General features: G+C 42.7%; 20 protein-coding genes. 11 read left to right on the top strand and 9 right to left on the bottom strand.

Going from position 1 to position 20,999, the window contains the following annotated elements; genetic code table 11:
• Nucleotides 1–66: 66 nt before the first annotated feature.
• A complete protein-coding gene (gene mpgS, locus QXH45_04110) occupies nt 67–1,227 on the top strand; it encodes a mannosyl-3-phosphoglycerate synthase (protein MEM2078431.1) in 1,161 nt (386 codons plus the stop codon).
• 1 nt (nt 1,228) lies between these two features.
• The gene (locus QXH45_04105; protein MEM2078430.1) at nt 1,229–2,032 is read left to right on the top strand and encodes an HAD-IIB family hydrolase; all 804 of its coding nucleotides are present in this window, start codon (nt 1,229–1,231) and stop codon (nt 2,030–2,032) included.
• Here the strand turns inward: QXH45_04105 and QXH45_04100 are convergent.
• The 3 genes from QXH45_04100 to QXH45_04090 form a co-directional block, all read right to left on the bottom strand.
• The gene (locus QXH45_04100) at nt 2,029–2,550 is read right to left on the bottom strand and encodes a hypothetical protein (GenBank protein MEM2078429.1); all 522 of its coding nucleotides are present in this window, start codon (nt 2,548–2,550) and stop codon (nt 2,029–2,031) included. The two genes, QXH45_04105 and QXH45_04100, sit on opposite strands and share 4 nt — an antisense overlap.
• A gap of 222 nt (nt 2,551–2,772) precedes the next feature.
• Nucleotides 2,773–3,474 carry an acetate--CoA ligase family protein gene (locus QXH45_04095; GenBank protein MEM2078428.1) on the bottom strand — a complete coding sequence of 234 codons (702 nt, stop codon included), beginning with the start codon at nt 3,472–3,474 and terminating at the stop codon, nt 2,773–2,775.
• A 50-nt stretch (nt 3,475–3,524) separates the two neighbouring features.
• A complete protein-coding gene (locus QXH45_04090; GenBank protein ID MEM2078427.1) occupies nt 3,525–4,172 on the bottom strand; it encodes a hypothetical protein in 648 nt (215 codons plus the stop codon).
• 231 nt (nt 4,173–4,403) lie between these two features.
• On the opposite strand from QXH45_04090, the gene QXH45_04085 reads away from it, so the two are divergent.
• The 3 genes from QXH45_04085 to QXH45_04075 are packed head-to-tail and all read left to right on the top strand — an operon-like array spanning nt 4,404 to nt 8,156.
• Nucleotides 4,404–5,702 carry a hypothetical protein gene (locus tag QXH45_04085; protein MEM2078426.1) on the top strand — a complete coding sequence of 433 codons (1,299 nt, stop codon included), beginning with the start codon at nt 4,404–4,406 and terminating at the stop codon, nt 5,700–5,702.
• The gene (locus QXH45_04080; GenBank protein ID MEM2078425.1) at nt 5,674–7,164 is read left to right on the top strand and encodes an aldehyde dehydrogenase family protein; all 1,491 of its coding nucleotides are present in this window, start codon (nt 5,674–5,676) and stop codon (nt 7,162–7,164) included. Before QXH45_04085 ends, QXH45_04080 begins: the two co-directional genes overlap by 29 nt.
• A complete protein-coding gene (locus QXH45_04075) occupies nt 7,161–8,156 on the top strand; it encodes an NAD(P)-dependent oxidoreductase (GenBank protein MEM2078424.1) in 996 nt (331 codons plus the stop codon). The genes QXH45_04080 and QXH45_04075 overlap by 4 nt, the downstream gene beginning before the upstream one ends.
• On the opposite strand, the gene QXH45_04070 is transcribed toward QXH45_04075, so the two are convergent.
• The 5 genes from QXH45_04070 to QXH45_04050 all read right to left on the bottom strand — a co-directional run bounded on the left by QXH45_04070 (nt 8,149) and on the right by QXH45_04050 (nt 12,895).
• Nucleotides 8,149–8,787 (bottom strand): HAD family hydrolase, encoded by a 639-nt coding sequence (locus QXH45_04070; protein ID MEM2078423.1) that lies wholly within the window; start codon nt 8,785–8,787, stop codon nt 8,149–8,151. The genes QXH45_04075 and QXH45_04070 overlap by 8 nt on opposite strands.
• A 111-nt stretch (nt 8,788–8,898) precedes the next feature.
• Nucleotides 8,899–9,681 (bottom strand): hypothetical protein, encoded by a 783-nt coding sequence (locus QXH45_04065; GenBank protein ID MEM2078422.1) that lies wholly within the window; start codon nt 9,679–9,681, stop codon nt 8,899–8,901.
• Nucleotides 9,678–10,502, bottom strand: coding sequence for a hypothetical protein (locus QXH45_04060; GenBank protein MEM2078421.1), 825 nt, complete (start codon nt 10,500–10,502; stop codon nt 9,678–9,680). The genes QXH45_04065 and QXH45_04060 overlap by 4 nt, the downstream gene beginning before the upstream one ends.
• Entirely contained in the window at nt 10,492–11,430 is a 939-nt protein-coding gene (locus QXH45_04055) for an ABC transporter ATP-binding protein (GenBank protein ID MEM2078420.1), read from the bottom strand. Before QXH45_04055 ends, QXH45_04060 begins: the two co-directional genes overlap by 11 nt.
• 100 nt (nt 11,431–11,530) lie before the next feature.
• A complete protein-coding gene (locus QXH45_04050) occupies nt 11,531–12,895 on the bottom strand; it encodes an MATE family efflux transporter (GenBank protein MEM2078419.1) in 1,365 nt (454 codons plus the stop codon).
• A gap of 327 nt (nt 12,896–13,222) precedes the next feature.
• Between QXH45_04050 and QXH45_04045 the strand changes: the two genes are divergently transcribed.
• The 6 genes from QXH45_04045 (at nt 13,223) to QXH45_04020 (ending at nt 20,076) form a co-directional block, all read left to right on the top strand.
• Nucleotides 13,223–14,353, top strand: coding sequence for a pyridoxal-phosphate dependent enzyme (locus QXH45_04045; protein ID MEM2078418.1), 1,131 nt, complete (start codon nt 13,223–13,225; stop codon nt 14,351–14,353).
• Between the two features lie 50 nt (nt 14,354–14,403).
• Nucleotides 14,404–15,150 (top strand): ECF transporter S component, encoded by a 747-nt coding sequence (locus QXH45_04040; protein ID MEM2078417.1) that lies wholly within the window; start codon nt 14,404–14,406, stop codon nt 15,148–15,150.
• A 55-nt stretch (nt 15,151–15,205) separates the two neighbouring features.
• Nucleotides 15,206–16,498, top strand: a complete 1,293-nt coding sequence (locus QXH45_04035) for an ABC transporter ATP-binding protein (GenBank protein ID MEM2078416.1) — start codon at nt 15,206–15,208, stop codon at nt 16,496–16,498.
• Between the two features lie 107 nt (nt 16,499–16,605).
• Complete coding sequence (locus QXH45_04030) at nt 16,606–17,193, top strand: hypothetical protein (GenBank protein MEM2078415.1); 588 nt, start codon at nt 16,606–16,608, stop codon at nt 17,191–17,193.
• Between the two features lie 133 nt (nt 17,194–17,326).
• Nucleotides 17,327–18,727, top strand: coding sequence for a TldD/PmbA family protein (locus tag QXH45_04025; protein MEM2078414.1), 1,401 nt, complete (start codon nt 17,327–17,329; stop codon nt 18,725–18,727).
• 2 nt (nt 18,728–18,729) lie between these two features.
• The gene (locus QXH45_04020; GenBank protein MEM2078413.1) at nt 18,730–20,076 is read left to right on the top strand and encodes a TldD/PmbA family protein; all 1,347 of its coding nucleotides are present in this window, start codon (nt 18,730–18,732) and stop codon (nt 20,074–20,076) included.
• A gap of 4 nt (nt 20,077–20,080) precedes the next feature.
• Here QXH45_04020 and QXH45_04015 read toward each other — a convergent pair whose 3' ends face one another.
• Nucleotides 20,081–20,995: a biotin--[acetyl-CoA-carboxylase] ligase gene (locus tag QXH45_04015; GenBank protein ID MEM2078412.1), complete on the bottom strand. Its 915-nt coding sequence runs from the start codon at nt 20,993–20,995 to the stop codon at nt 20,081–20,083.
• Nucleotides 20,996–20,999: the final 4 nt, after the last annotated feature.

The following is a 20,999-nucleotide window of genomic DNA, read 5'->3' as shown; positions in this document are numbered from 1 at the left end:
GGGTTTTTTCAAAATATATATTTTATGTGAGGATATCTGATGTGAGCGAGTTATTGGGGGTTAATGATGCTTATAAATCTTCCATTGAGATCCGAGGTGTTTGGCGCATTAAAAATTTACGACACCATGAAGGTCGTTAACTTGTTTGGCTTTGGGAGGGGTTTTTCGCAATCTCTTTCACTATCTTCATTTAAAGAACTTGAAGAGGTAATGCAATCAACAGCGATTGTAGTGCCAGTCAAGAACGAGGATTTATCTATTTTCGAGAAGGTTTTGAAGGCGGTTCCATACGACTCTCCTTTAATTATTGTTTCAGCGTCGAATACGTATCCTTTGAACGTTTTCAACGAAGAAAGATCGATTGTGAGAAACATATATAGGCATACTGGGCGCGTTGTACTTCATCTTCATCAAAGGGACCCTGTTCTAGCAGAGTTTCTAAGCGAGGTATTTTCAGAGATCATCGATGAGAATGGTCTTGTCAAATATGGAAAAGGAGAGGCCATGCTCCTCGGAACGTTGGTTGCAGACGCTGTTAGAGCTAAGTATGTAGGTTTTGTTGATGCTGATAATCTGATCCCCGGTTCCGTAACAGAATATGTGTTGATATACTATACAATACTTTCACTCAGCGAGTCCAAATATACTACCGTTAGAGTTCACTGGGGGTATAAGGGGTGGGCGGATGGAGAATTGTTCTTGCGAAGGATGGGCAGGGTTTCAAGATTAGTGAGCGGGCTATTCAATAAAATGTTGTCTAAGGGGCGGTTACATGAAACCGATATAGTTAAAACGAGTAATAGTGGAGAACACGCTATGAGTATTGACCTTGCCCGTATAATAGGATTCTCATCCGGTTTCTCCGTTGAAGCAGGAGAGCTTGTTAAAATGTTGGAGCTCTGCTACGCGGGGCTTGAAAAGGGGGTTTGTCCCACCCTGCCGGAGGCGATCGAGTATTATCAAGTCGAGTCCTTGAATCCCCACATCCATGCTGTTAAAGGTGAACATCACATTTTCGAAATGGTAGCTGAAAGCCTCGGGACGCTCTACTACTCGGAATTATCTGATCAGGAATTGAAGGAAAGCATTGTTAAGACGCTAAGAGACCTCGGACTTAGCGAAGAGCCACCAAAACCCACCTACTACTCCTATCCGGACATCAATCCTCGTAGGATGTTGGATGAGCTTCAGGCTAGAAGTAAGATGACAACCATTCTAGGTATGTGAAATGATGACTTCGGCAGTTTTATTCTTCACCGATTTAGATGATACGTTAGTTTCAAGTGATGGTAACAATTTAGAGGAGTTGAAAACTCTGTTGCGGAGGCTTCAGGCGAAATCGTTCGTGATTCCTGTCACAATGAAAACGTTTGACGAAGTTCTACTGTTGTCTAGAATGCTAAACTTCGAATTCCCCATAGTAATCTCCGAGGGAGGATGTGTAATAAGTTCATTAAATGAATGGCTTCTCCCGGATACAGCGCATAGTTTCATAGTGGATAGGTATCATGTGAGAATCCTGTGCAAACCGATGAGTGAGATCGACGAGATCATAGAACTGTCCTTAGAGAGCCATCCATGTAGTAGCAAAATTGGTAGAATGAGTAGACTAACAGCTGAGGAGTTAAAGTCCATCTTAACCATCTCCTACGAGGAGGCGTTAGCAGCTACTAAAAGATTATGTAGCGAAGCATTTCTTTCAGCTGATGCGAACTGCTTGAAAGGGCTCTCCCAGAGATTGAGGGAACTAGGGCTTAAAACGTCCATGACTAAGAGGGTTTTACACGTCTCAACTGGAAGTAAAGGATTAGGAGTCTCCAAAGTGCTTGAAAAACTAAGAAGTTACTCCCACCTTACAATTGCTGCCGGAGACTCAGAGATTGACTGCGAATTCCTCAGCCTTTCCGATATTCCAATAATTCTAGGCAGTGATGTAACGTGTGTTAGGAAGTACCCCTTCATCGCCCTCCCGTATAAGCCTTTATCGAACAACCCCGTCCTAGATAAAATACTCTTAAACCTGGGGCTTTAGTAATCGGTACTTAATGAGAGAAGGTTCACAAGTCTAATCCACTTATCCTCTATTCTCTCAAACTGCTTCTTAAATTTGGAGGACAACCCTTTTCCTCCAAGTATTTTTGAATACTCTGAAAAGAACGTGTTCACTTCGCGATATACTTCCTCTAGAACTTCTTTCTGAGTGTTGCTATTTAAAACCAAATCTAGCAGGTTGTCAATGAACTCCAATAATGAACTATTTAATGTCTCATTATCAAGTATGTCCCCTACTGGTAGGTTATAGATTATACCGAGTGGAATACCTGCTAGGGATTCAATACATTTGTCAGGCAAACCCTCTCTGTTTAGTAGACTTAAAAATTCTAATACGGCCTCTACGGACAAGCTCAAGGGACCGTAGATCAACTCATTAACTAGTCTACGAGTGGTGTGAGAGGTTTTTTCACAAGACCAGAGCAGAGCGCAGTATGATAGAGAGGATGCTCTCGCCCAATTGCTTGAGGCAATATAGTTTTCTATCTTATTCAGCAATACGATTACTACATCACTTTCTTTTACAATTACTTGCCTGATTTCGGCGGAAACCCCCTCACATGAGGTACTCGGTACCATGGTTGAATCTTGGTAGCCGTGACTTTTGTTCTCCACCTTACCTACCTCGTTTTGAAATAATGGGTGATGGTTATTTTAAAGGAGAAAGTGTTGAATGCGTAGGACTTAGTACGTAAAATGGTGGGATTGTCCCGCGAATTACTACTTTTTCCTCAATATTATTCGTCCATCGATAACGTATGCCCCGTTAGGGTATGCGAAAACCGGATTTAAGTCCATGGACTCTATCTCAGGATAGTCCTCAAGCATTTTTCCCACCGCCACTATTATCTCTGCTATTGAATGTTTATTCACGGGTGGTTGAGTCCTGTAACCATTCAATATAGGTGAAGTTCTGATCTCTTCAATCATTTCTAACGCTTCATCCACGCTTAAAGGTGCTACTCTGAAGGATACATCCCTGAAAACCTCAACGAATATGCCTCCTGCACCAAACATTACTACGCTTCCGAATACAGCATCGTGAATGCCACCGATTATTACCTCGACTCCCTTAGGCATCATCGGCTGAAGGAGAAAGCCGGTTATACGAGCCTCAGGGAACTTGGTCTTTATTTCACTGATCATATCATTAGCAGACTTAACCGCTTCATCGACGGACCATATGTTAAGTTTCACTCCTCCTATATCTGTTTTATGTATGATATCGGGCGAAATGACTTTAATCACTAGTGGAAAACCGATCTTCTCGGCGGAGACTTTTATATCATCTACTGTTCTAGCCACCTCGTAAGGTACTACAGGAATCCCATAGGATTTTAAAAGCTCAAATACCTCATCTTCAAGCAGTTTTACGCGATTTTCAAAGTAAACCCTATTGATCAATTCTAGTTGGCTAGGCAATATCCCTGACTGCCCTATGATTGAGGAGGTTTTTAAATCTTATGAAAAAACTATTTTCGTTTTCTAAACAGAAATAGAAGGATTAACAGGATAATGACGCCTCCTATAATGGAAACGAGGAGTATGAGTTTTCCTTGGTTGTCACTTGGAGATGTTTGTGTCTCAGGATTTATCGATATGGATAGTGGATAAAATCCTGGTTTATCGAGGGTCACGATTGTATAACCGTTTGAATGCTTCACATTGAAAGGTCCTTCCACGTAATATGTCCCAACCAAGGTGATACTCACATTAACGCTTAAGCCCGAGTATCTAGTTAGGTCCAGGAATGTGGTATAGCTTCCGACTCCTGCTTCTTCGAAGACGTTTTCAACGGTAAATGATATTGTAACTTTTGACGCGTTGTAAGCTAGAAATGATAACGTATTATTGATTAGCTGGTAATCAGTTATCAGCACACCATTGTCACTTGTAATATTAAGTATATTATAATCGCCTTCAAAAGGCAACGTGATGCTGACTTCAACGTAGTTTTCAGAGGTTTCCGAATAAGATATCTTAATAGTTCCAGTGAAGAAGTTATCAATGGGGCTCCCCTCGATCTGAATATAGATTTCGCTAGGGTTGCTAGAGACAAGAACAGGTGTAGATACGGTCAGGATCAATATTATGATAATGAAGTATGAGAGTGCCTTCATCATGGAACACCAGGGACTATTCTAATTGTGACTTATTATAAATAAATCGATCTGATTATAAATATTTGCCACGTCCTTGTTTGAATATGAAATTCTTGAATTTGAAGAGCTAATTCCAGTATAAGATGATTAGTGTTGGAATGCTTCGCCTCCAAACCTGTACACGGATGGGGAAAATTATTTATTGTGGAATGATTAATATTAATCATTTATTTTCAAAGGTGAAAATGATTGAGTTCGCCGCAGGATCTACCATCAATAGACGAGATAACGGAGAGTGCATTAAGTTCATCAATATTTAATCATCCACACGTTCGAAAACTATGGGAGCTTTCGGGGGATAAAACCCTGTTCAAGAAATCACCTGATCAGCTTTCTTCTCTGAGGAGAGATCTTTTAAGGAGCTCTCTTAGGTTCTTCTCCGATATGAGCGATTTTTACTCGGATTTGTTTTCTAGGCTAGAAATCTACCCGGAGTCAGCTGAGCTCGAGGATCTAGTGAAGCTTGCTATTCCATCCGATTTGTTGAGAGGAGAGGGATATAAAAAGTTCTTGATCAATAACGTCTTGAGCGAGAGGCATTTTACATTTTCATCTAGTGGAACGACGAGCAACGTCCCTGTAAGAGTTTTTCGAACATATCTAGAGTTGGCTATGATGACGAAGGCTAATGTAAACTTATTCGAGTACGTCTATGGTGGGGAGTTGAAGCAGGGCGAGGGGATCGCGCTGTTCCTGGCGGCGCGGGAGCTTAGAAGCAGGCTCAACTTTGTTGCATTTGTGGATCTGGCGCTTCAGGCTAAAAGAATTCCTCTCCTCTATGGAATGGAGTTATCAAAGGAGGAATCAACCGGCTCTCAATGGAAAAAGCTCGTTCCTAACAAGAAAATTATAATGGAATTCTTCAAAAGTAGAGAGGAGCCGAAACTCTTCTTCACTGCGCCGGCTGGGGTATATCTGCTATCTAAGCAGTTTAACGAGATGAATCCGGTATTAAAGCTTATAAGCAAACTAATCTACGGATTGCCACCTGTGGATTTAGGCGAGGGAGGAGTCATTGTGACTGGAGGAGGAAGCAAAGGATTCAGCATACCAGGTTATGATGAACTCGTAGTTTATAGTAGGAGGTTTTTCAAGGCACGGCGTAATGGTGTTGAGCAACCTGCGCCATTCATGGACGTGTTAGGAATGACTGAAACCTTGACTGCAATGATTGACTATTATGGTGTGATGAACAAGATACCTCACCCCCTTCAAGAGGTGTTCCTAATTGATCCCAAGACCTTACGACTCATAGAAGAGCCTGGAAGAGAAGGAATATTGGGGATATATGACCCGTTAGCAATCTCCTGGCTCGAAGTATTTTTCCCAGGTGATGTGATGAAGTACGAGATTTCAGACAGATATTACGGGAAGGAGTTCAAATATGTTAGAAGGCTTTCAAGAGATGAAGGATGGGAGCTTCAGCGAGCCTGTGGCGGAACATTGGAGGAGATGATGATTGTTGGAGACAGGAAAAGACCCGATTAGGCCATTGTATTATTCTAAGATTGAGTTGCAACCCGTAGATAAAGGAATATATGAACCAACAATCCCGTGGATTGAAAAATTCGTTGAAAACGCTGTGCCCGTATCTCAAAAACTAGTGGAATTAGGAGTTCGGAAAAGGATTAGCATACTAGGAGAAGTTGGAAAGTTGTGGCAGGAGACCTTGCCGTATATTGAGGAAAAACTGATACCAGTCATTTCGAGATCTACAGGATATAGCCCAGAGAACATACGGATAGATTTAGAATTTATTCATCACGTATTCAATGAAAACAATTTGATGAGGTTATTAGACACTGGATTAATAGGCGGCTGGAGAAGCCTAGATCAACCAGTCGAGGTAGATGATGGTGAATTCTTGTGGAATAGACCCGTTGGCTCCTCCCTTATAATCTCATCAGGAAATACTGTGATACCTGCCGCACTACCCTTAGCAACATCTCTTGCAACCGGCAATGTTACCATACTGAGACCCTCGTCTGCCAACTATTCAGTAATAGCGGAGCTCTACAAGGCTTTTTCAAAAGTCCACGAGGACAAAGTCGATGGAGCAGAAGAGATGATGTCCGCATTACTGATATCGTATTTCGCACACGATAGCAAAGCCCTAGATTACATTTTAACTAAAACAAGAATAGGCGTTGTTAATTATTGGGGTGGAGACCCGGGACGAAAGGTAATAATTGAAAAAATCTCTAGAAACACGTTTCATCCTCGATTGGTTATAAATGGTCCATTAACAGGAATAGCCCTAGTCGACGAGGACTCTGCGTCTGATGAACTGGCTAGAAAGCTTGCATGGGACATCGTAATTTATGATCAGCAACTATGTAGCTCCCCTTCATACGTAATATTCATCGGTTCAACGAATAAGGCTTTGGAATTCGCTAAGGTTCTGGGTAAATTCCTGGACGAGGTGGGAGCATTATTCCCCAAGAAGGTGGGAGAGGGAGAACTCTATAATCTTATCTCAATGAGGAAGAGGTTAGAGGTGGAAGGAGCATATGTTTTGTATTCTAAAAACCTCGAGAACCCGTGGACGATAGCTGTTACCTCTTCGTGGAGGCGTTTCAACAACAATCCATATCAGTTCAAGAATGACTGGGGATTTAGAAAGAGATTTGCGGAAATCTTAGTAGTGGAAAACATAGGGGACCTTAAAACGATTATCTCATCCTTAATGGAAGAACTAGCGAACCAGGGAGTAGACAAATTCCAGACCGTTGCAATGAGTTTGAACGATAAAAACTATGCCTCGGCCATCTCAGCTCTCTCCTTGTTTGGCGTGTACAGGATAGTTCCCATTGGAGAATCGTTTCTGAGAACTCCGGTGGAGCCATATGATGGAGAGTTCCTGCCTCGCTATTTCACTTACTCTTTGTACATTAGGAGAAAAGGAAAATTATTAAATATAACTAAATTCTCCTCGGGTAGAACAAATTGAAAGTAACAGTAACCGGTGCTACGGGTTTCCTTGGAGCTCGAGTGATTGAAAAACTAGTGAGCAGGGGCTACAGTGTCAAAGGCACTTACCACAGTAGGAGTAAGAAAATCCTGGAGGAGAAAAACGTTAAACCTGTATACATGGATCTTAATGAGCCCTCAACGTTTCATGAAGTTGTGAAAGATTCGGATGTGATTATTCATTTAGCTGCTTACTACACTTTTACGGGAAAGAAGAAGCTGTATTACAAGCTCAATGTTGAAGCCACCAAGATTCTCGCTGAATTAGCTTTGAAGCAGGGAATATCGAGATTCATATATTGCAGTTCAACCGAGGCTATAGGACCCGTTGAAAACCCGCCTGGGAACGAGGATACTCCTCCAAAACCACAATTTGAATACGGACGCTCTAAGTTGCTTGCTGAACGCGAGGTGGAAAAATTAGGGCTTCAAGGGCTATCATACACTATAATCAGACCCTCGGGTCTATATGGTCCGGGCAACATTGATGACGTCTCTTACTGGTTCATTACATCCTTCGCTAATCGAAGTCTTCTATCGAAGTTTAAGATAGGGCGAGGGGATACTTTAATACAGTTTTCACATGTTGACGACGCTGCTGAGGGCTTCATACTAGCTCTAGATAAATTCGATAAGTCGGAAAACCAGACATTTATTGTCTCAGAGGATAAAGCTTACACGTATAATGAGGTCTACCAAATTTTGTCGGATATTACGGGAAACCCGCCCCCTAGGTATTCACTTAGTCCTCGAGTCTCCAAACTTTTTCTCTCCTTCACTCATCTCTACTCGCTTTTATCGGGGACCAGCAACTTGCTAATGAGGGTGAGCATAGTTGATTCAGTTACACGACACAGAGCTTATAGTATTGAAAAAGCCAAGAGGCTCCTCGGGTTTTCTCCAAGGTACAATTTAAGAAAAGGACTGGAAGAAACCATCATGTGGTACAGGTCAAAGGGTTATATTAAGTAAGTACCAGGAGTTCTTTGAGATCATTAAGTATTTTCCAGGGGAGGCATCCTCTTAAGAATTTCCCTCCCCATCCCCTCTCAACAAGGATAAACTTTACATTGGCCTTTGCCGATGCAACGCAGTCATGGAAAGTGTCTCCCACATAGAGTGCGTTTTCCGATTCAACTTTTAGCTGGTTCAAAACATACAGAATCATGTCGGGATAAGGTTTGGGTTTCAGGTGATCAACTCGTCCTTGAACAATGTCGAAGTACTTTTTCAGCTTGAAAAAATCTAGCATTATCTCTGCGTGCTCTTGTTCCGAGGAGGTTACTATCCCCAGCTTGTACCCTTTCTCCCTTAGCTTGTTGAGAACTTCCTCGATGCCTGGGTACAGCCTCAATTCATTCATCCAGGTTCTCGAGAAGCAGTCAAAAATGTCTTTAATCACTTCTTCTATGCGAACATTAATGTTTCCGCCTACTAACTCAAGCACTACGTTTAATGTTGGAAGACCCATAAGAGCGAGTATCTTTTCTTTGACAGGAGTGATCCCGTGTTTTGACAACCCTTCACTATAGCATTTCAGAATTAATGGGACACTATCCACGAGGGTTCCATCAAGATCGAATATTATTGCCTTATTACTCATTTAACCACCTATTCTCTAAGATGCCTCAAACAATTTTTATTTGACTAGCATTATTACAAGAGACTTTTGAAAAACCTAATTCAAACCGAGACCTCGGATTATACTCCCTTCTTAGAAACGGTATTCTACTCCATACTTAGCCATCAATTCATCAGCCCATTTAGAGAATAGTTTGCTTAGGTATGTGTAGAAAAATATAAAGGGTAACGTTATGAAAACTAAATGGGAGCTCTCAATACCAGAGACTCCATAAGAGGCTCTCAACAGCTCTGCAGATAGACTTGCTGGATTAACGAATGCAAGATAAGGGTTTGGATACGCCTTCGAAGGTATCACGGTCCCTATTGTGACCATTATTTGAAGCAACCCAGTCCAAGAGCTACTTAATCGTGTTTTAGTGTATAGATACCCAGATAGTGAGCCGTAGAATAATTCAACAATCATCAAAGAGAGCACACCCATCAAAAGTGGTAACATATCACCCGTCAAAATCCACAGATAATCTATCTCGAAAAACCAACTAGAAATTACTCCTAACAGCAATAAAGGTATAATACCAAGTAGTATTACATCAGTGGGGAGTGTGGATACTATGTAGTGATAGACCCCAAGACCGTTCTCCCGAAACATGTCGGTTAAGCCGTCATGAACCATCCACCGTAAGAACTCAGTCCCCGTCCATAATCCCATGGATGCTATACTCATTGCTACTAGCCCAGGAATGAAGGTTTTCAAACTAATAGAAAAGTCTGGCGAGAACATTGAGGTTGGAATGATTAGTAGTATAGACCAGAATATCACGTTCACTATTAGTGAGAGATAACTAGTAAGGTGGAGCTTGACGAGGATTGCTCCTACATATAGGAGTCTCAGGTATCGATCTAATCTCCTCAACCACCTCTCACCTTTAATTCAGCTGTTTTGTGAACCCATATTGAGAGCACATAGTAAATCGTGAAAAGCCCGGTTATCACTCCTAGGAGTCCCAGGAAATCATGTGAAAGGCCTTGAAGTAATAACGACTGGATTAACTCTACTGTGTAGGGAACAGGTGTGAATAGGGCGAAAAAGCGAAGGAGGAAGGGAACGAGTTTCAATGGAATATATATTCCAGAGCCTGCCAGGAGTGCGGGAACGACTATGTTTGAAACACTCCACGGCCTCCTAACGTTTGTATAGAAAACTATTGCAGACCCGAGAATGCCTGATAAAAGACCCAATATCACCGAGCATGCCAATAAGGGTGTGAGCAAATATAGGTATAGAAGGACCCCGTTACCTCTAAGTATCAGAATGAGGGTGGGGACTAGATATAGTGTTGACATGAGGGTCATTATCACGGGTCTTACAAGAGAGGTAATTATGACGTAAGACGGTATACTCGTCGATTCCAATATCATTAAAGAGGAACCATAAAGTTTAAACTCCGCGTATAATGTTTGAAGGATATCGCCGACATTGACAGCCACAATTGTTATGATTCCCGAGAGGCTTAAGCTGAATGCGAGGGCATCCGTCAATGTTAATTCGCGGTTGAAAACATGGCTCATTCTCTCCAGCACAAAATCCAATCCCCCCATTATGGAAGGAAGGAAAATAACTCCTACACCGTATAGTGTTGGAAGAAGCCAGATCGTTACATAATCACCGATAAATCTTCTAAACCAAGCAACTTCTCTGAAGATAAGTGCGTAGAAAACTCCTTTACCGCTCATTAGAAGCACCAAGAATAGCTAGATAAGCGTCCTCCAGCGATGGCTCTATTAATTGAAGATCTAGAATTTTAACGCCCATCTCCTTGGAAGACTTGAACAAGGCCTCAACTATTTCCTCCCTTTCAGCTGATATTAACATGTTTAACTCCGATATCCCGTTAACGTCGGTCGCTGAGCTGGAAACCTTAACTGGCATTATGCTGGAGAAATAATCTCTCAAAAATCGGGCATCGCTTGCCGGGACTCTGAGAATGAGTCTATAGAGTAGTCCGACCTTGGTTTTCAACTCATCTGAGGTGCCTGTTGAAACCACCCTACCTTGATTTATTATCGTGATAGTGTTTGAAATGAGTTCTATTTCATGCATATTGTGTCCTGTAACTAGAATAGTTTTTCCCTTCCTAGAGAGATTAACAAGCAGTTCTCTCACACGTTTACTGCTTTCAACATCTAGTCCTAGAGTAGGTTCATCGAGAAGTAGGACATCAGGATCTGTGAGAAGAGCCTTGGCTATTGCAAGCCTTGCCCGCATGCCAAGGCTATACGTGAAGTAAGGAGAGTCGGAGGCTCCCATCTCATCAAGTTCAACAATGCTTAATGCTTCCTTGGCCCGTCTTTTGGCCTCTGACATCGATAAACCCTTCATTAAACCGTAAAACACTAGATTTTCGAACCCAGACAGCGATGAATAGAATCCCTTTGAAACGTCTATAGCAAGTCCTATTACTCTCCTTACTTCTTCGGGTTTCTCAACAACGTTTAAACCCATTACTTCAACTACTCCATCATCAGGATAAAGCAGCGTGGATATTATTTTTATGATGGTTGTTTTCCCAGCACCGTTTGGACCTAAAAGCGCGTGGATCTCCCCTTTTCTAACGCGAAAAGTCACGTCTCTAACTGCTTCGATGTACTTAACTTTTCTCAAACCCTCCCTTACTCGGTATTTCTTTTTTAGATTGGTAACGTTGATAGCGTTCATGAGGATCCTGGGAATGAGATATTATTTCCTTATCTAATATTGATTTCTATTCTTTAATGACAGGCTTCAACCATCTCCCATGGAGTATCCAATAAAGAGAGATTACCCCTGTTATAATGTTGCTTAGCGACATGCCAGCCCATAATCCCGGCACCCCTAAAGATACAGGGCCTGGACCAAGTAAGTACGCTAAAATATTCCGTAGAAACCATAGTCTAAGTATAGAAATATACATTACCGGCCTGGTGTGTCCAGAACCTTGGGCAACACTGAACGCCAGCCTAAGCATCACGAAGAAAATTATTGACGGTCCCATGAGGAGTATGAAGTCGGCGGCATGCTGAACCACCTCAGGATCTCCTGGTATGAAGAAGCTAGCAACCTCATATCTGAAAGCTATCATAAACAAAACCCCCGCGCTTGTTATCCCTATCGAGAGTAGTGCGGCTTTTAAAACAGCATCCCTTGCCTTATGATAATTCCCGGCGCCCAAATTCTGCCCAACTATAGTTGAGAGAGCGGCGAGGAGGCTACCCACTATAATGTCTAGGACTCCGAATGGGCGATCTCCTACTCCCCAAGCCGCCAGGGCGCTTGAGCCTAGCATACCAATAATCCCTGTTAGAACAGTAAACCCTGCAGCGTCGCTTAGTGACGAAATAGATATTGGAAGCCCGATTTTGAAGAACTTAGTAATAATCGTGAAATCAGGGCTTAAATCCTTCTTCACGAGTTTTTCCCCTCGAACTCCTCGGGTGGAAAGAAGTACCAGGGAAATGATCCCGGATATCAGGTCGCTCAACAATGTGGCGATTGCCGCCCCAGCGATCCCAAGCGGAGGAAATCCAAACAATCCGAAAATAAATATTGGATCAAGGATGATATTGAGAAACACACCGACTAGTCTCACTCTCATAGGGGTAAACGTATCGCCAGCGGCCGAGTATATTGACAACGTAGTGTCCATTAGTCCGAATATTGGGAAACCTAGAGAGAAAATTCTCCCGTAAATTACAGCCCCCTCCCTAACGTCAGAAGGTATTCCTAGGAGCTCCAGTAACAGTGGAATAGTGAAAAAAGACAGTAATCCAATCGGTACTCCAATTACTGATCCAATGAAAAGCAATTGCCCGCCTGATTTTAAAGCGTTCCTGTAATCTCCGGCACCCCAAAACTGGGAGATCAGGGTCAATCCTGCTTGAAATAAACCTGCCAGCCCCGCTATCACTAGAAATATGACTGGCCAAGTAGCGTTAACCGCCGCGAGAGATTCTTTTCCCAACCTCCCCAACCAATACATATCGGTCAAGTTGTAGACCACTTGTAAAGCTTGAGTAACTCCTATTGGGAGCCCAAGCCTGAACATGGTTTTTAGCACGGGTTGCTTTACAACCCACTGCTTGTCGTCCATGAATATCACTGTGAGGATTGGTAATGAATGTTCACTAATTTAATCTTTCAGTGTGACTAGTGAACAGATTTTGTTTCTTTAAACTAACGAATGCTTATTTAGGTTGGTGTAAACAGGATTTCATGGATGGAGACCTTTCGGGGTGTGGAATTGTTATTTAAATGTGTAAGATGTGGCGAAGCCTTCTCGGACATAAAAATGGTGACTTGCCCCTTATGCAATGGGTTACTTTCTCCGGATATCGACTTGGAATTTCGAATTAATGAAAAAGAAAGGGGGATCTGGAGGTTTAGTGGAGTTCTCCCTAAATTCACTTTTAAAATAACCATGGGGGAAGGTAATACTCCATTGCTCGAATCGACTAGATTGTTCAAAGGATTGAATATATACTTTAAAGATGAAGGGCGAAATCCGACCGGTAGCTTCAGAGACAGAATAGCACCCCTACTAGTCTCCGATGCTTTGGAGCGTGGAGTGAGGCGCCTCATTCTAGCGAGCGATGGAAATATGGGCGTAAGCATTTCAGCTTACGCCGCCCGCTCGGGATTAAGAGTTACTGTTTACTCCCCCTCATGGATTGAGGAAGAAAAAGCCTTACTCATGAAAGCGTTTGGGGCAAGCTTGGTTTTGAGCGACCAGTCAATTGATTCGCTTCTCGACCTTGTGTCAAGGAAGAGTGGAAAGGCGAATATTTACGATGCATCAACTATTCACAACCCCCTCTCTATTGAAGGATTGAAAACAATTGCCTATGAGATATTTATGGAATACAAAAATCCTCCAGATTACGTATTCCTGCCATTGGGGAGCGGAGTCACGTTTCTCGGTCTTTACAGGGGTTTTGAAGAATTGGTTAAACTAGGACTCATCAGCAGGATTCCACGGCTTATCGGCGTCGAACACTGTGCGAACCCTAAGTACTTTCAGCTATTCAAACCAGTAGAAAAATGCAGAGAAACATTGTTAACGGGTCTTGGTTATAATCAACCCTACATCATGCCAGCAGTGAGAGAAATTATCGAGAAATATGGAGATGTGGTCGTTATTAACACCAAGGAAGCCATTAGGGCAGCGAAACTCCTGTCTAAACGAGAAGGCTTATTCGTAGAACCATCCTCAGCAGTGAGTCTCGCAGGTTTTCTAAAGTATGGGATTAGGGAGAACTCGATCATACTACTCACGGGACACGGGCTGAAAGCTCCAGTTCTTTATGCCAGGCCTGTTAGAAAAAGATTTTCAACACCATTCCCCGGCATTACTAAGAAGATGATACTTGAAGTAATTTCGAGAAAGCCCGGAGTCACCGGATATGAGGTTTGGAAGCAACTCGGAATGAATATTACTCCGCAGGCGGTTTATCAGCATTTATCTCATTTGGTTAGAATGGGTTATCTTGATGTAAAATTCGAGGGGGGAGTCAAAAAATATTTTCCCAAAAGTATTGAAAGTTTTACTTAAAGAATGAACTTAATAAATCATTTTCTATTTATCTCAACAAGGTGGGCTTAATGAGTTCTAATGTCAGTGAGACCCGCAGATTAATAAATATGGTAGTCTTCACAGTACTGGTTTACTCGGCTACTGTAGTGTTACAGATATATCAGCCAGCCACAGGGGGATATTTCAATCTCGGTGAATCAATGATCTACCTAGCCGCCCTCCTAACAGAACCTATTGTTGCAGCTGTAGCAGGCGGATTGGGTGCTGCTCTAGCTGATGTTTCAACCGGATATGGTATATTCGCGCCTGGGACGTTAGTGATAAAATTTGTTGAAGGATATATGGCGGGGTATTTAACAAGGAGACTTTCAAAAGTCTATAAGAGCTATTACTCGATGATCGCTGGAGGATCATTGACCACCAGCCTCTTAATCCTTGGAATTGTCATGTATTCAGGGGAAGTGTACGTTGGACCGGGAGAGTGGATAGGCATATCGATAAATACTCCAATACTCAATATTCCGATATGGATTTGGATAATTTTGGCGTTCTCGATCGGGGGCATCGCAACATATAGTCTATCTAGGAACATGGTTAACTTTTCAGAAGCGTTAAGTCTTTTCATAGCGGGTTTGATAATGGTTGCAGGTTATTTCCTGTACGAATTCTTCGTGGTGAATCCACTAACCCAGCGCCCTCCGATAAACGCTGTTTTCGAGGTCCCAGTTAATATCGGTCAAGCCCTGGTAGGCTTGGCAACCGCCATACCTGTCGCTTCATGGCTTAGAAGGGCTGGTTTTTCCGGTAAAGAATAAAATCTTTTTTCCATCATACTCACTTCTGAAAAACGTTCGGCAACGGTCATTAATCATGCATCCCGCTATTAGCGCGAGGATAGAGCAGGCTGGATATCCTGGCGGCTTCGCTATAAGGGATATAGAGTTTGATTTGTACCCGGGAGAGTTAATGGTAGTGATGGGCGAATCCGGTAGCGGAAAAACGACTCTTTTGAGAGCTATTACAGGAACAATAAAATTGGCAGGGGGTTTTCTCGAGGGAACAGTATTAATTAATGGTATTTCAATAGACGAGATCTCGCCGGACGAGTTCTACTTGAAAGTAGGGTATATTCCGCAGGAGCCATGGTACGGTATAATAGGATATACCGTGGAAACCGAATACTGTCACTCGTTAGCGGTCTCCGGGTTTCTCTGCGAGTTTTTTGATCTAATGAAACTGGGCTTGGGGAAGAAGTTAAAGCACCCAACATATGGGTTAAGTGCAGGCGAGACTCAAAGACTTTTATGGTCTGAGGCTCTAGCAAGAGGGGTTTATATATTCATACTTGATGAGCCTTTAGTTTACATAGATATACATGCTAGAGAGATGTTATACAGTGTTGTTGAATCGAGTTTAAGAGACAATAAGACAGTAATAGTTGTCGATCACAACCCCCTCTTTTGGAAGGAAATAGCCTCTAAGATGATAATCCTCAACGAGGGGAGAACCATCTACACAGGGGAATGGAGAGAAGATTTACTGTCACCTGTGCGATTCGTGGAACACGTTCATAGGGTGAGCAATGAGGTAGCAATCTCCTTGGAAAACATATGGTTTAGATATCCAGGAGGGGATTACATATTTAAAAATTATTCATTGAATTTGAAAAAAGGAATTATAACAGGATTAGTAGGAGGCAACGGCTCCGGGAAATCAACTCTGCTCAAAATATGTTCTGGTCTATTGAAACCAAACAAGGGCCGAGTTCTATATAAAGGGAGACGAATATATATTCCGGAAAACCCGCTTCTATATTTTTCGAAGCCCACTCCCTGGGAGGAACTGATCTACGCAAGCGGCGGCGATGAATCCAAAGTGCTGGAGGTGGCCGAGCGGTTTAATCTGAAGCGAGTACTGCAATCCCCTCTGGCAAAGTTAAGCTCGGGTGAAAGGAGAAGACTAGCATTGGCTTCCGCGCTTCTCGCGAACTATCAAATATATCTTATTGATGAACCCTCGGCTGGACTCGACGATGCCAGCGCTAAGGCGTTGCTAGAGGTATTAAACGAATTAGTTGACGATGGCTTAACCATTATCGTTTCCACGCATGATGAAAGGGTTTCCAGGTTTCTGGACGAAATCGTTGAGGTCGGAGTTCAATGAATTTTTTAGCAAGCCTAATCTCTATAATTTACAATGTGTTGTTTCTCCGAGGCGAGGAAGGCTTCCGGCGCGCCTCATCTTTGCCGAAATTAATGTTCATCATGACCGTGATCACCTTGATGATCAGAAATCCTGAAAGGCTCTTCATTTTAGGGATACTAGTGATAGCATTAGGAGCCTATTATCCGGGAGTAAGATGGCTCTACTCTACTCTATTTTTAACGGGCATCTTGGGTACATACATGAGTCTCTCTACATTGATAAGTAATTTGCTAGGCTGGAGTAATCTTAGCTCCTTAGAGATCATCCTCATCGCCTTGAGAACTATAGTTGTCTCATCCAACGTCATCTTTATTTTTGTAATAATTAGTCCTACATCACTTACCAATTTGATGAAGAGGGTTGGAATAGAGAGAAGGTTTGTTCATATGCCAATGCTAGTATGGAGGCTTGTTCCATATGGAATCAGGTGGTTTACAGATTCACTTATGATAGGTTACTTGAAGAAAGAAAAAGCTACTGCGAGGCTCCCCGTGGTTGCTGCTGGAGTTTTAGAGATGGGACGGTTTGTCGAAGAGTACTGCTACTACAGGTTGAATGCAAAATTAAAAAACCCAATCATATTAGTAAGAGAGCAGTATATTGCTGACATTCTTCTGAGTGTTTCCTCATTCATAATTTTACTCTTGCTCTGAGAATAGTCTCAGACAGCCACCGCTTCTTCATCGTTTCTATTCTCGGTAGAGTTCGGGACCCTCAGCATCATGATAGTTTATATGAACACAGCTATTTATCATTTTTATATTCGACTTTAATAATGATTGTTTGATGAGAAATATGGATATAGATGTTAATTCTATGGTTGATTATGCTCTCAGAGCAGGGGCGGATTTCGCCGATGTGAGATACCAGGAGCATGTGTATGAAAACATCATACTCGACAACGGGGTCCTAAGGAACGTGGGAGTATCTATCTCGAAGGGGATTGGAATAAGGGTTTTGGTGAACAATCGCGTTGGATACTTTTTCACGAACAATTTTAAGACTGACAGTTTGCGTCAAGCTGTTGATAAGGCCATCAAAATCGCTAGGTCGCTGGGAACACTCACCAGTCCAGTAATATTGGAGTCGCGAAGAACAATAAAAGATAAGATCATAAGTCATTTCGGAATCGATCCATTAGATGTCGATTTGAATGAAAAGATTGAGATATTGAAACTAATGTACGATAAGTTGAAGCAGTACCCCGAGATCTCGAGTATAATTCTCCCTTATGGTTTCGAGTTAGATAGGCGTGTATACGTATCTAGTAATGGAGATCACGTAGATTTCACGAGAAGAATGATAGGAATTGGCTGTAGGCTTGTAGCACACTCAGAAACCACATACGAGTCCCTGTCAGACTCGGAGTCCAGAGTAAGTGGTTGGGAGTTTTTGAAAACATTTGATCACGAGGAGTATGCCTTAGTGAATGCAAAAATTTTACTGGAATCGCTGAAGGCTCCTAGAATAGAGCCAGGGAAATATGACATTATACTTGATAATGAGATGGTCGGGCTAATGCTCCATGAAGCCTTTGGACATGCTTCGGAAGCCGACATTGTGGAGGCAGGAGGTAGTGTTTTAGGTGGAAGGTTAGGGCAACAGGTTGCTAGCCCCCTCGTCTCGATAGTGGATGATGGGCGCGTTAATGGAGGCGTATATGTTCCGTATGATGATGAAGGAACCCCGAAGACAAAAGTATTCACTGTGGAAAACGGAGTATTGAGATCATTCCTCCATAGTTTGTCTACAGCTAAAGCCCTTGGAGGCGCACCCACCGGTAATGCAAGGGTTATGTCTTACAATCACCCCATCCTAGTAAGACAGACTAACACTTACATGTTACCTGGAGACTGGAGTGTAGAAGAGATTTTCAAAGACACAAGAAGGGGATTGTATATAAAGGGCAAGGGAGCATTGGGAGGCGAGGTGAATCCTCTAACGGGGTTCTTTACTTTTACTAGTGGTCCTAGTTTTATACTGGAGAATGGAGAGCCAGTTAAGCTAGTGAAGGGTGTTATGTTAACAGGTTCGATCTTAGACACGTTAAAGAGGGTTGACGCTGTCGGAAAAGACTTAATTGTGAAAACAAGCGTGTTTGGTGGATGTGGTAAGAGTGGGCAAACGGTTAGAGTTGGAGACGGAGGGCCACACGTTAGAATAAGAAGTTTCGTGTTGGGTGCTTAAACATGGATTGGGAGAGACTAATCAATACAGGGCTTTCCAAAGGGCTGGAAGGAATTGAGATATACCTTTTGGAGTCTGAAGAAACTAGCATCGCGATATCCAACGACAAGGTCAAGAAGACATTCTCATCCAATTCTATCTCAATGGGTGTAAGGGGGACCATTGGTAAAAAGACCGGGATTGTAAGCATTAATGACGTTACACTCAGCGAAGACATTATTGTTGATAGGCTCTTATCCATAGTCAAGGCGAGTATGGAGGATCCGCATTGGAGCGGGTTTCCTCCGCCTGCTAGTGGATTTAAAACCACTCTGTGTAGGGATGAGAAAATTATTACTATGGATTATGAAGAGAAGTTGTCGGTGATAAAGGACCTCATAAGCGTTGTAAAGGATGAGGCTTTGAGGAACGGTGCCGAAAGAGCACTGGTGGCGGAGGGTGTTTTCAGGTTTGGCATACAAAAGATCACCGTAGTAAGTTCGGAGGGTGTTTTCAAACACGATGAATGTACGCTAATTGACGCTTACTTAGTTGCAAAATCGATGATGCCCGAGGGCGAGTCCGACAAGTCTTTTTGGATAGCGAATAGGAGATTTGACTACAGAGAACTGGAGGGCCTAGGGGCGGAGACGGGGCGCCTCTCAACCATGTTCTCTAGGAGCGTTAGAATTGATGATGGAGAGTATGAACTCATTATTACCCCTCCCGTGGCAAACGCTATCACGTCGTACGCTCTTGTTCCAGCATTTTCCGCATTAAATGTGGTTGAAGGAAGAAGTCCCTTGAAGGGTAAAATAGGAAAAAGCGTTTTCTCAGAGAATATTACAATCATTGATGATCCAACAATACCTTTGGAGATTGGGAGCAGGGTCTTCGATGACGAGGGTTTGCCGACGTCAACTAAGTTTTTAGTTGAGAATGGAGTAGTAAAAACCCTTCTCCACAATTATTATACCTTTAAAAGAGTAGGAAACGGCGTTTATGGAAACGGATTCAGAAGATCTCCATCTGCACCGCCCTCACCGTCTCCCACTAATCTGGTGTTGAAACCCGGCAATACATCTCTTGATGAATTGATAATGGAGGTCGATAAAGGTATTATTGTTTACGAGACAATTGGATACTGGATGAGCAACCCATATAATGGCGATGTGAAAGCTACAGCGACACATGCCTTGGTTGTGAGGAAAGGTGAAGTTACTGGCTCGGCAAAGGGGATCTTGGTAACAGGGAATATTTATCAATGGCTAGGGAGTCTCTTAAAGGGGTTGTCCAGGGAGACCTTTGCCTCCGCGGGAGTTATAACGCCAGGTCTATGGGTTGAAAAAGCTAGGATAGCGAGCGAGTGATTTTTCAATTCAAGTGAACGAGCTTTAACGCCTCAGACGAGGAGATTTTTAGGCTTCCCGAGCCTGTTTCAACGATCAACTCGCCCATATCTGAAACAGACTGGGCGACCCCGACTACCTCGCCTTCTCGAAGAACTACTCTCACCCTCCTTCCCAGAGTTGAAAGTTTTTCCAAGTATTCAAGTCTAAGCAACTCGGGTTTGTCGACAAGCTTGTCAATTCTCGAGATCCAGCCGGTTAGTTTACTAAACACTCTATTCCTTGGAACAATAGATCCTATTACATCCCTTAGACTTGTGGCGGTCTCTATGGGAGGGTCGTTGTTGACGTTAATGCCTAATCCTATATATGCTATTATGTCGGTTCCTGAAGCCTCTCCTTCGAGAAGAATTCCTGCAACCTTCTTCTCGCTTATGATAATATCATTGGGCCATTTGATCAAAGCGTCGATTTTCAACTGATCCCTTAAAAGGCGCGTAATTAACACTGGAATAGCTATTGGGAGTAATTGAGCCGATGATACCTGTGTTCTCAGCTTATAAGTAATCCATAGTCCACCCAATCCACCGATCCATGTTTTTCCATGCCGCCCTTTTCCGAGGACCTGGTATTCAGCTACTATGATGCTCCATGGAGGGTGTTTCTTTGCCATATTCATGGTAGAGCCTACGACGACTCTGTATATGTAATTCCAGCCCCACGGGTTTACAGCTCTCAGGTTATCTCCTCTGTAGAATACCACGGCATCCCTTTCCTCTCTGAGCATATAATACTTCTTTAATATTGCAACCAATCTTTCACACTCATCCTTGCTTAATCCCAGCTCTTTTTCAACAGTGATATATGACAATTTCTCGTTATCCGACAGTAGTTTAACGAGTTCAAGGAGTAGTGTCAACTCGTCCTCCCTTCTAGGCATGAGT

Origin of the sequence: Thermosphaera sp. (genome assembly GCA_038827615.1) — an archaeon.
Taxonomy (GTDB): domain Archaea; phylum Thermoproteota; class Thermoprotei_A; order Sulfolobales; family Desulfurococcaceae; genus Thermosphaera.
Note: the sequence above shows the minus strand (reverse complement) of the source record. Positions and strands in the feature narration are given on the sequence as shown.

What these genes read in the sequence shown, in the direction of transcription:
- mpgS (MEM2078431.1), top strand. Translation starts at nt 67, where the DNA reads ATGCTTATAAATCTTCCATTGAGATCCGAGGTGTTTGGCGCATTAAAA.
- QXH45_04105 (MEM2078430.1), top strand. Translation starts at nt 1,229, where the DNA reads ATGATGACTTCGGCAGTTTTATTCTTCACCGATTTAGATGATACGTTA.
- QXH45_04090 (MEM2078427.1), bottom strand. Translation starts at nt 4,172, where the DNA reads ATGAAGGCACTCTCATACTTCATTATCATAATATTGATCCTGACCGTA.
- QXH45_04070 (MEM2078423.1), bottom strand. Translation starts at nt 8,787, where the DNA reads ATGAGTAATAAGGCAATAATATTCGATCTTGATGGAACCCTCGTGGAT.
- QXH45_04060 (MEM2078421.1), bottom strand. Translation starts at nt 10,502, where the DNA reads ATGAGCGGTAAAGGAGTTTTCTACGCACTTATCTTCAGAGAAGTTGCT.
- QXH45_04050 (MEM2078419.1), bottom strand. Translation starts at nt 12,895, where the DNA reads ATGGACGACAAGCAGTGGGTTGTAAAGCAACCCGTGCTAAAAACCATG.
- QXH45_04045 (MEM2078418.1), top strand. Translation starts at nt 13,223, where the DNA reads ATGGGGGAAGGTAATACTCCATTGCTCGAATCGACTAGATTGTTCAAA.
- QXH45_04040 (MEM2078417.1), top strand. Translation starts at nt 14,404, where the DNA reads ATGAGTTCTAATGTCAGTGAGACCCGCAGATTAATAAATATGGTAGTC.
- QXH45_04035 (MEM2078416.1), top strand. Translation starts at nt 15,206, where the DNA reads ATGCATCCCGCTATTAGCGCGAGGATAGAGCAGGCTGGATATCCTGGC.
- QXH45_04025 (MEM2078414.1), top strand. Translation starts at nt 17,327, where the DNA reads ATGAGAAATATGGATATAGATGTTAATTCTATGGTTGATTATGCTCTC.
- QXH45_04020 (MEM2078413.1), top strand. Translation starts at nt 18,730, where the DNA reads ATGGATTGGGAGAGACTAATCAATACAGGGCTTTCCAAAGGGCTGGAA.
- QXH45_04015 (MEM2078412.1), bottom strand. Translation starts at nt 20,995, where the DNA reads ATGCCTAGAAGGGAGGACGAGTTGACACTACTCCTTGAACTCGTTAAA.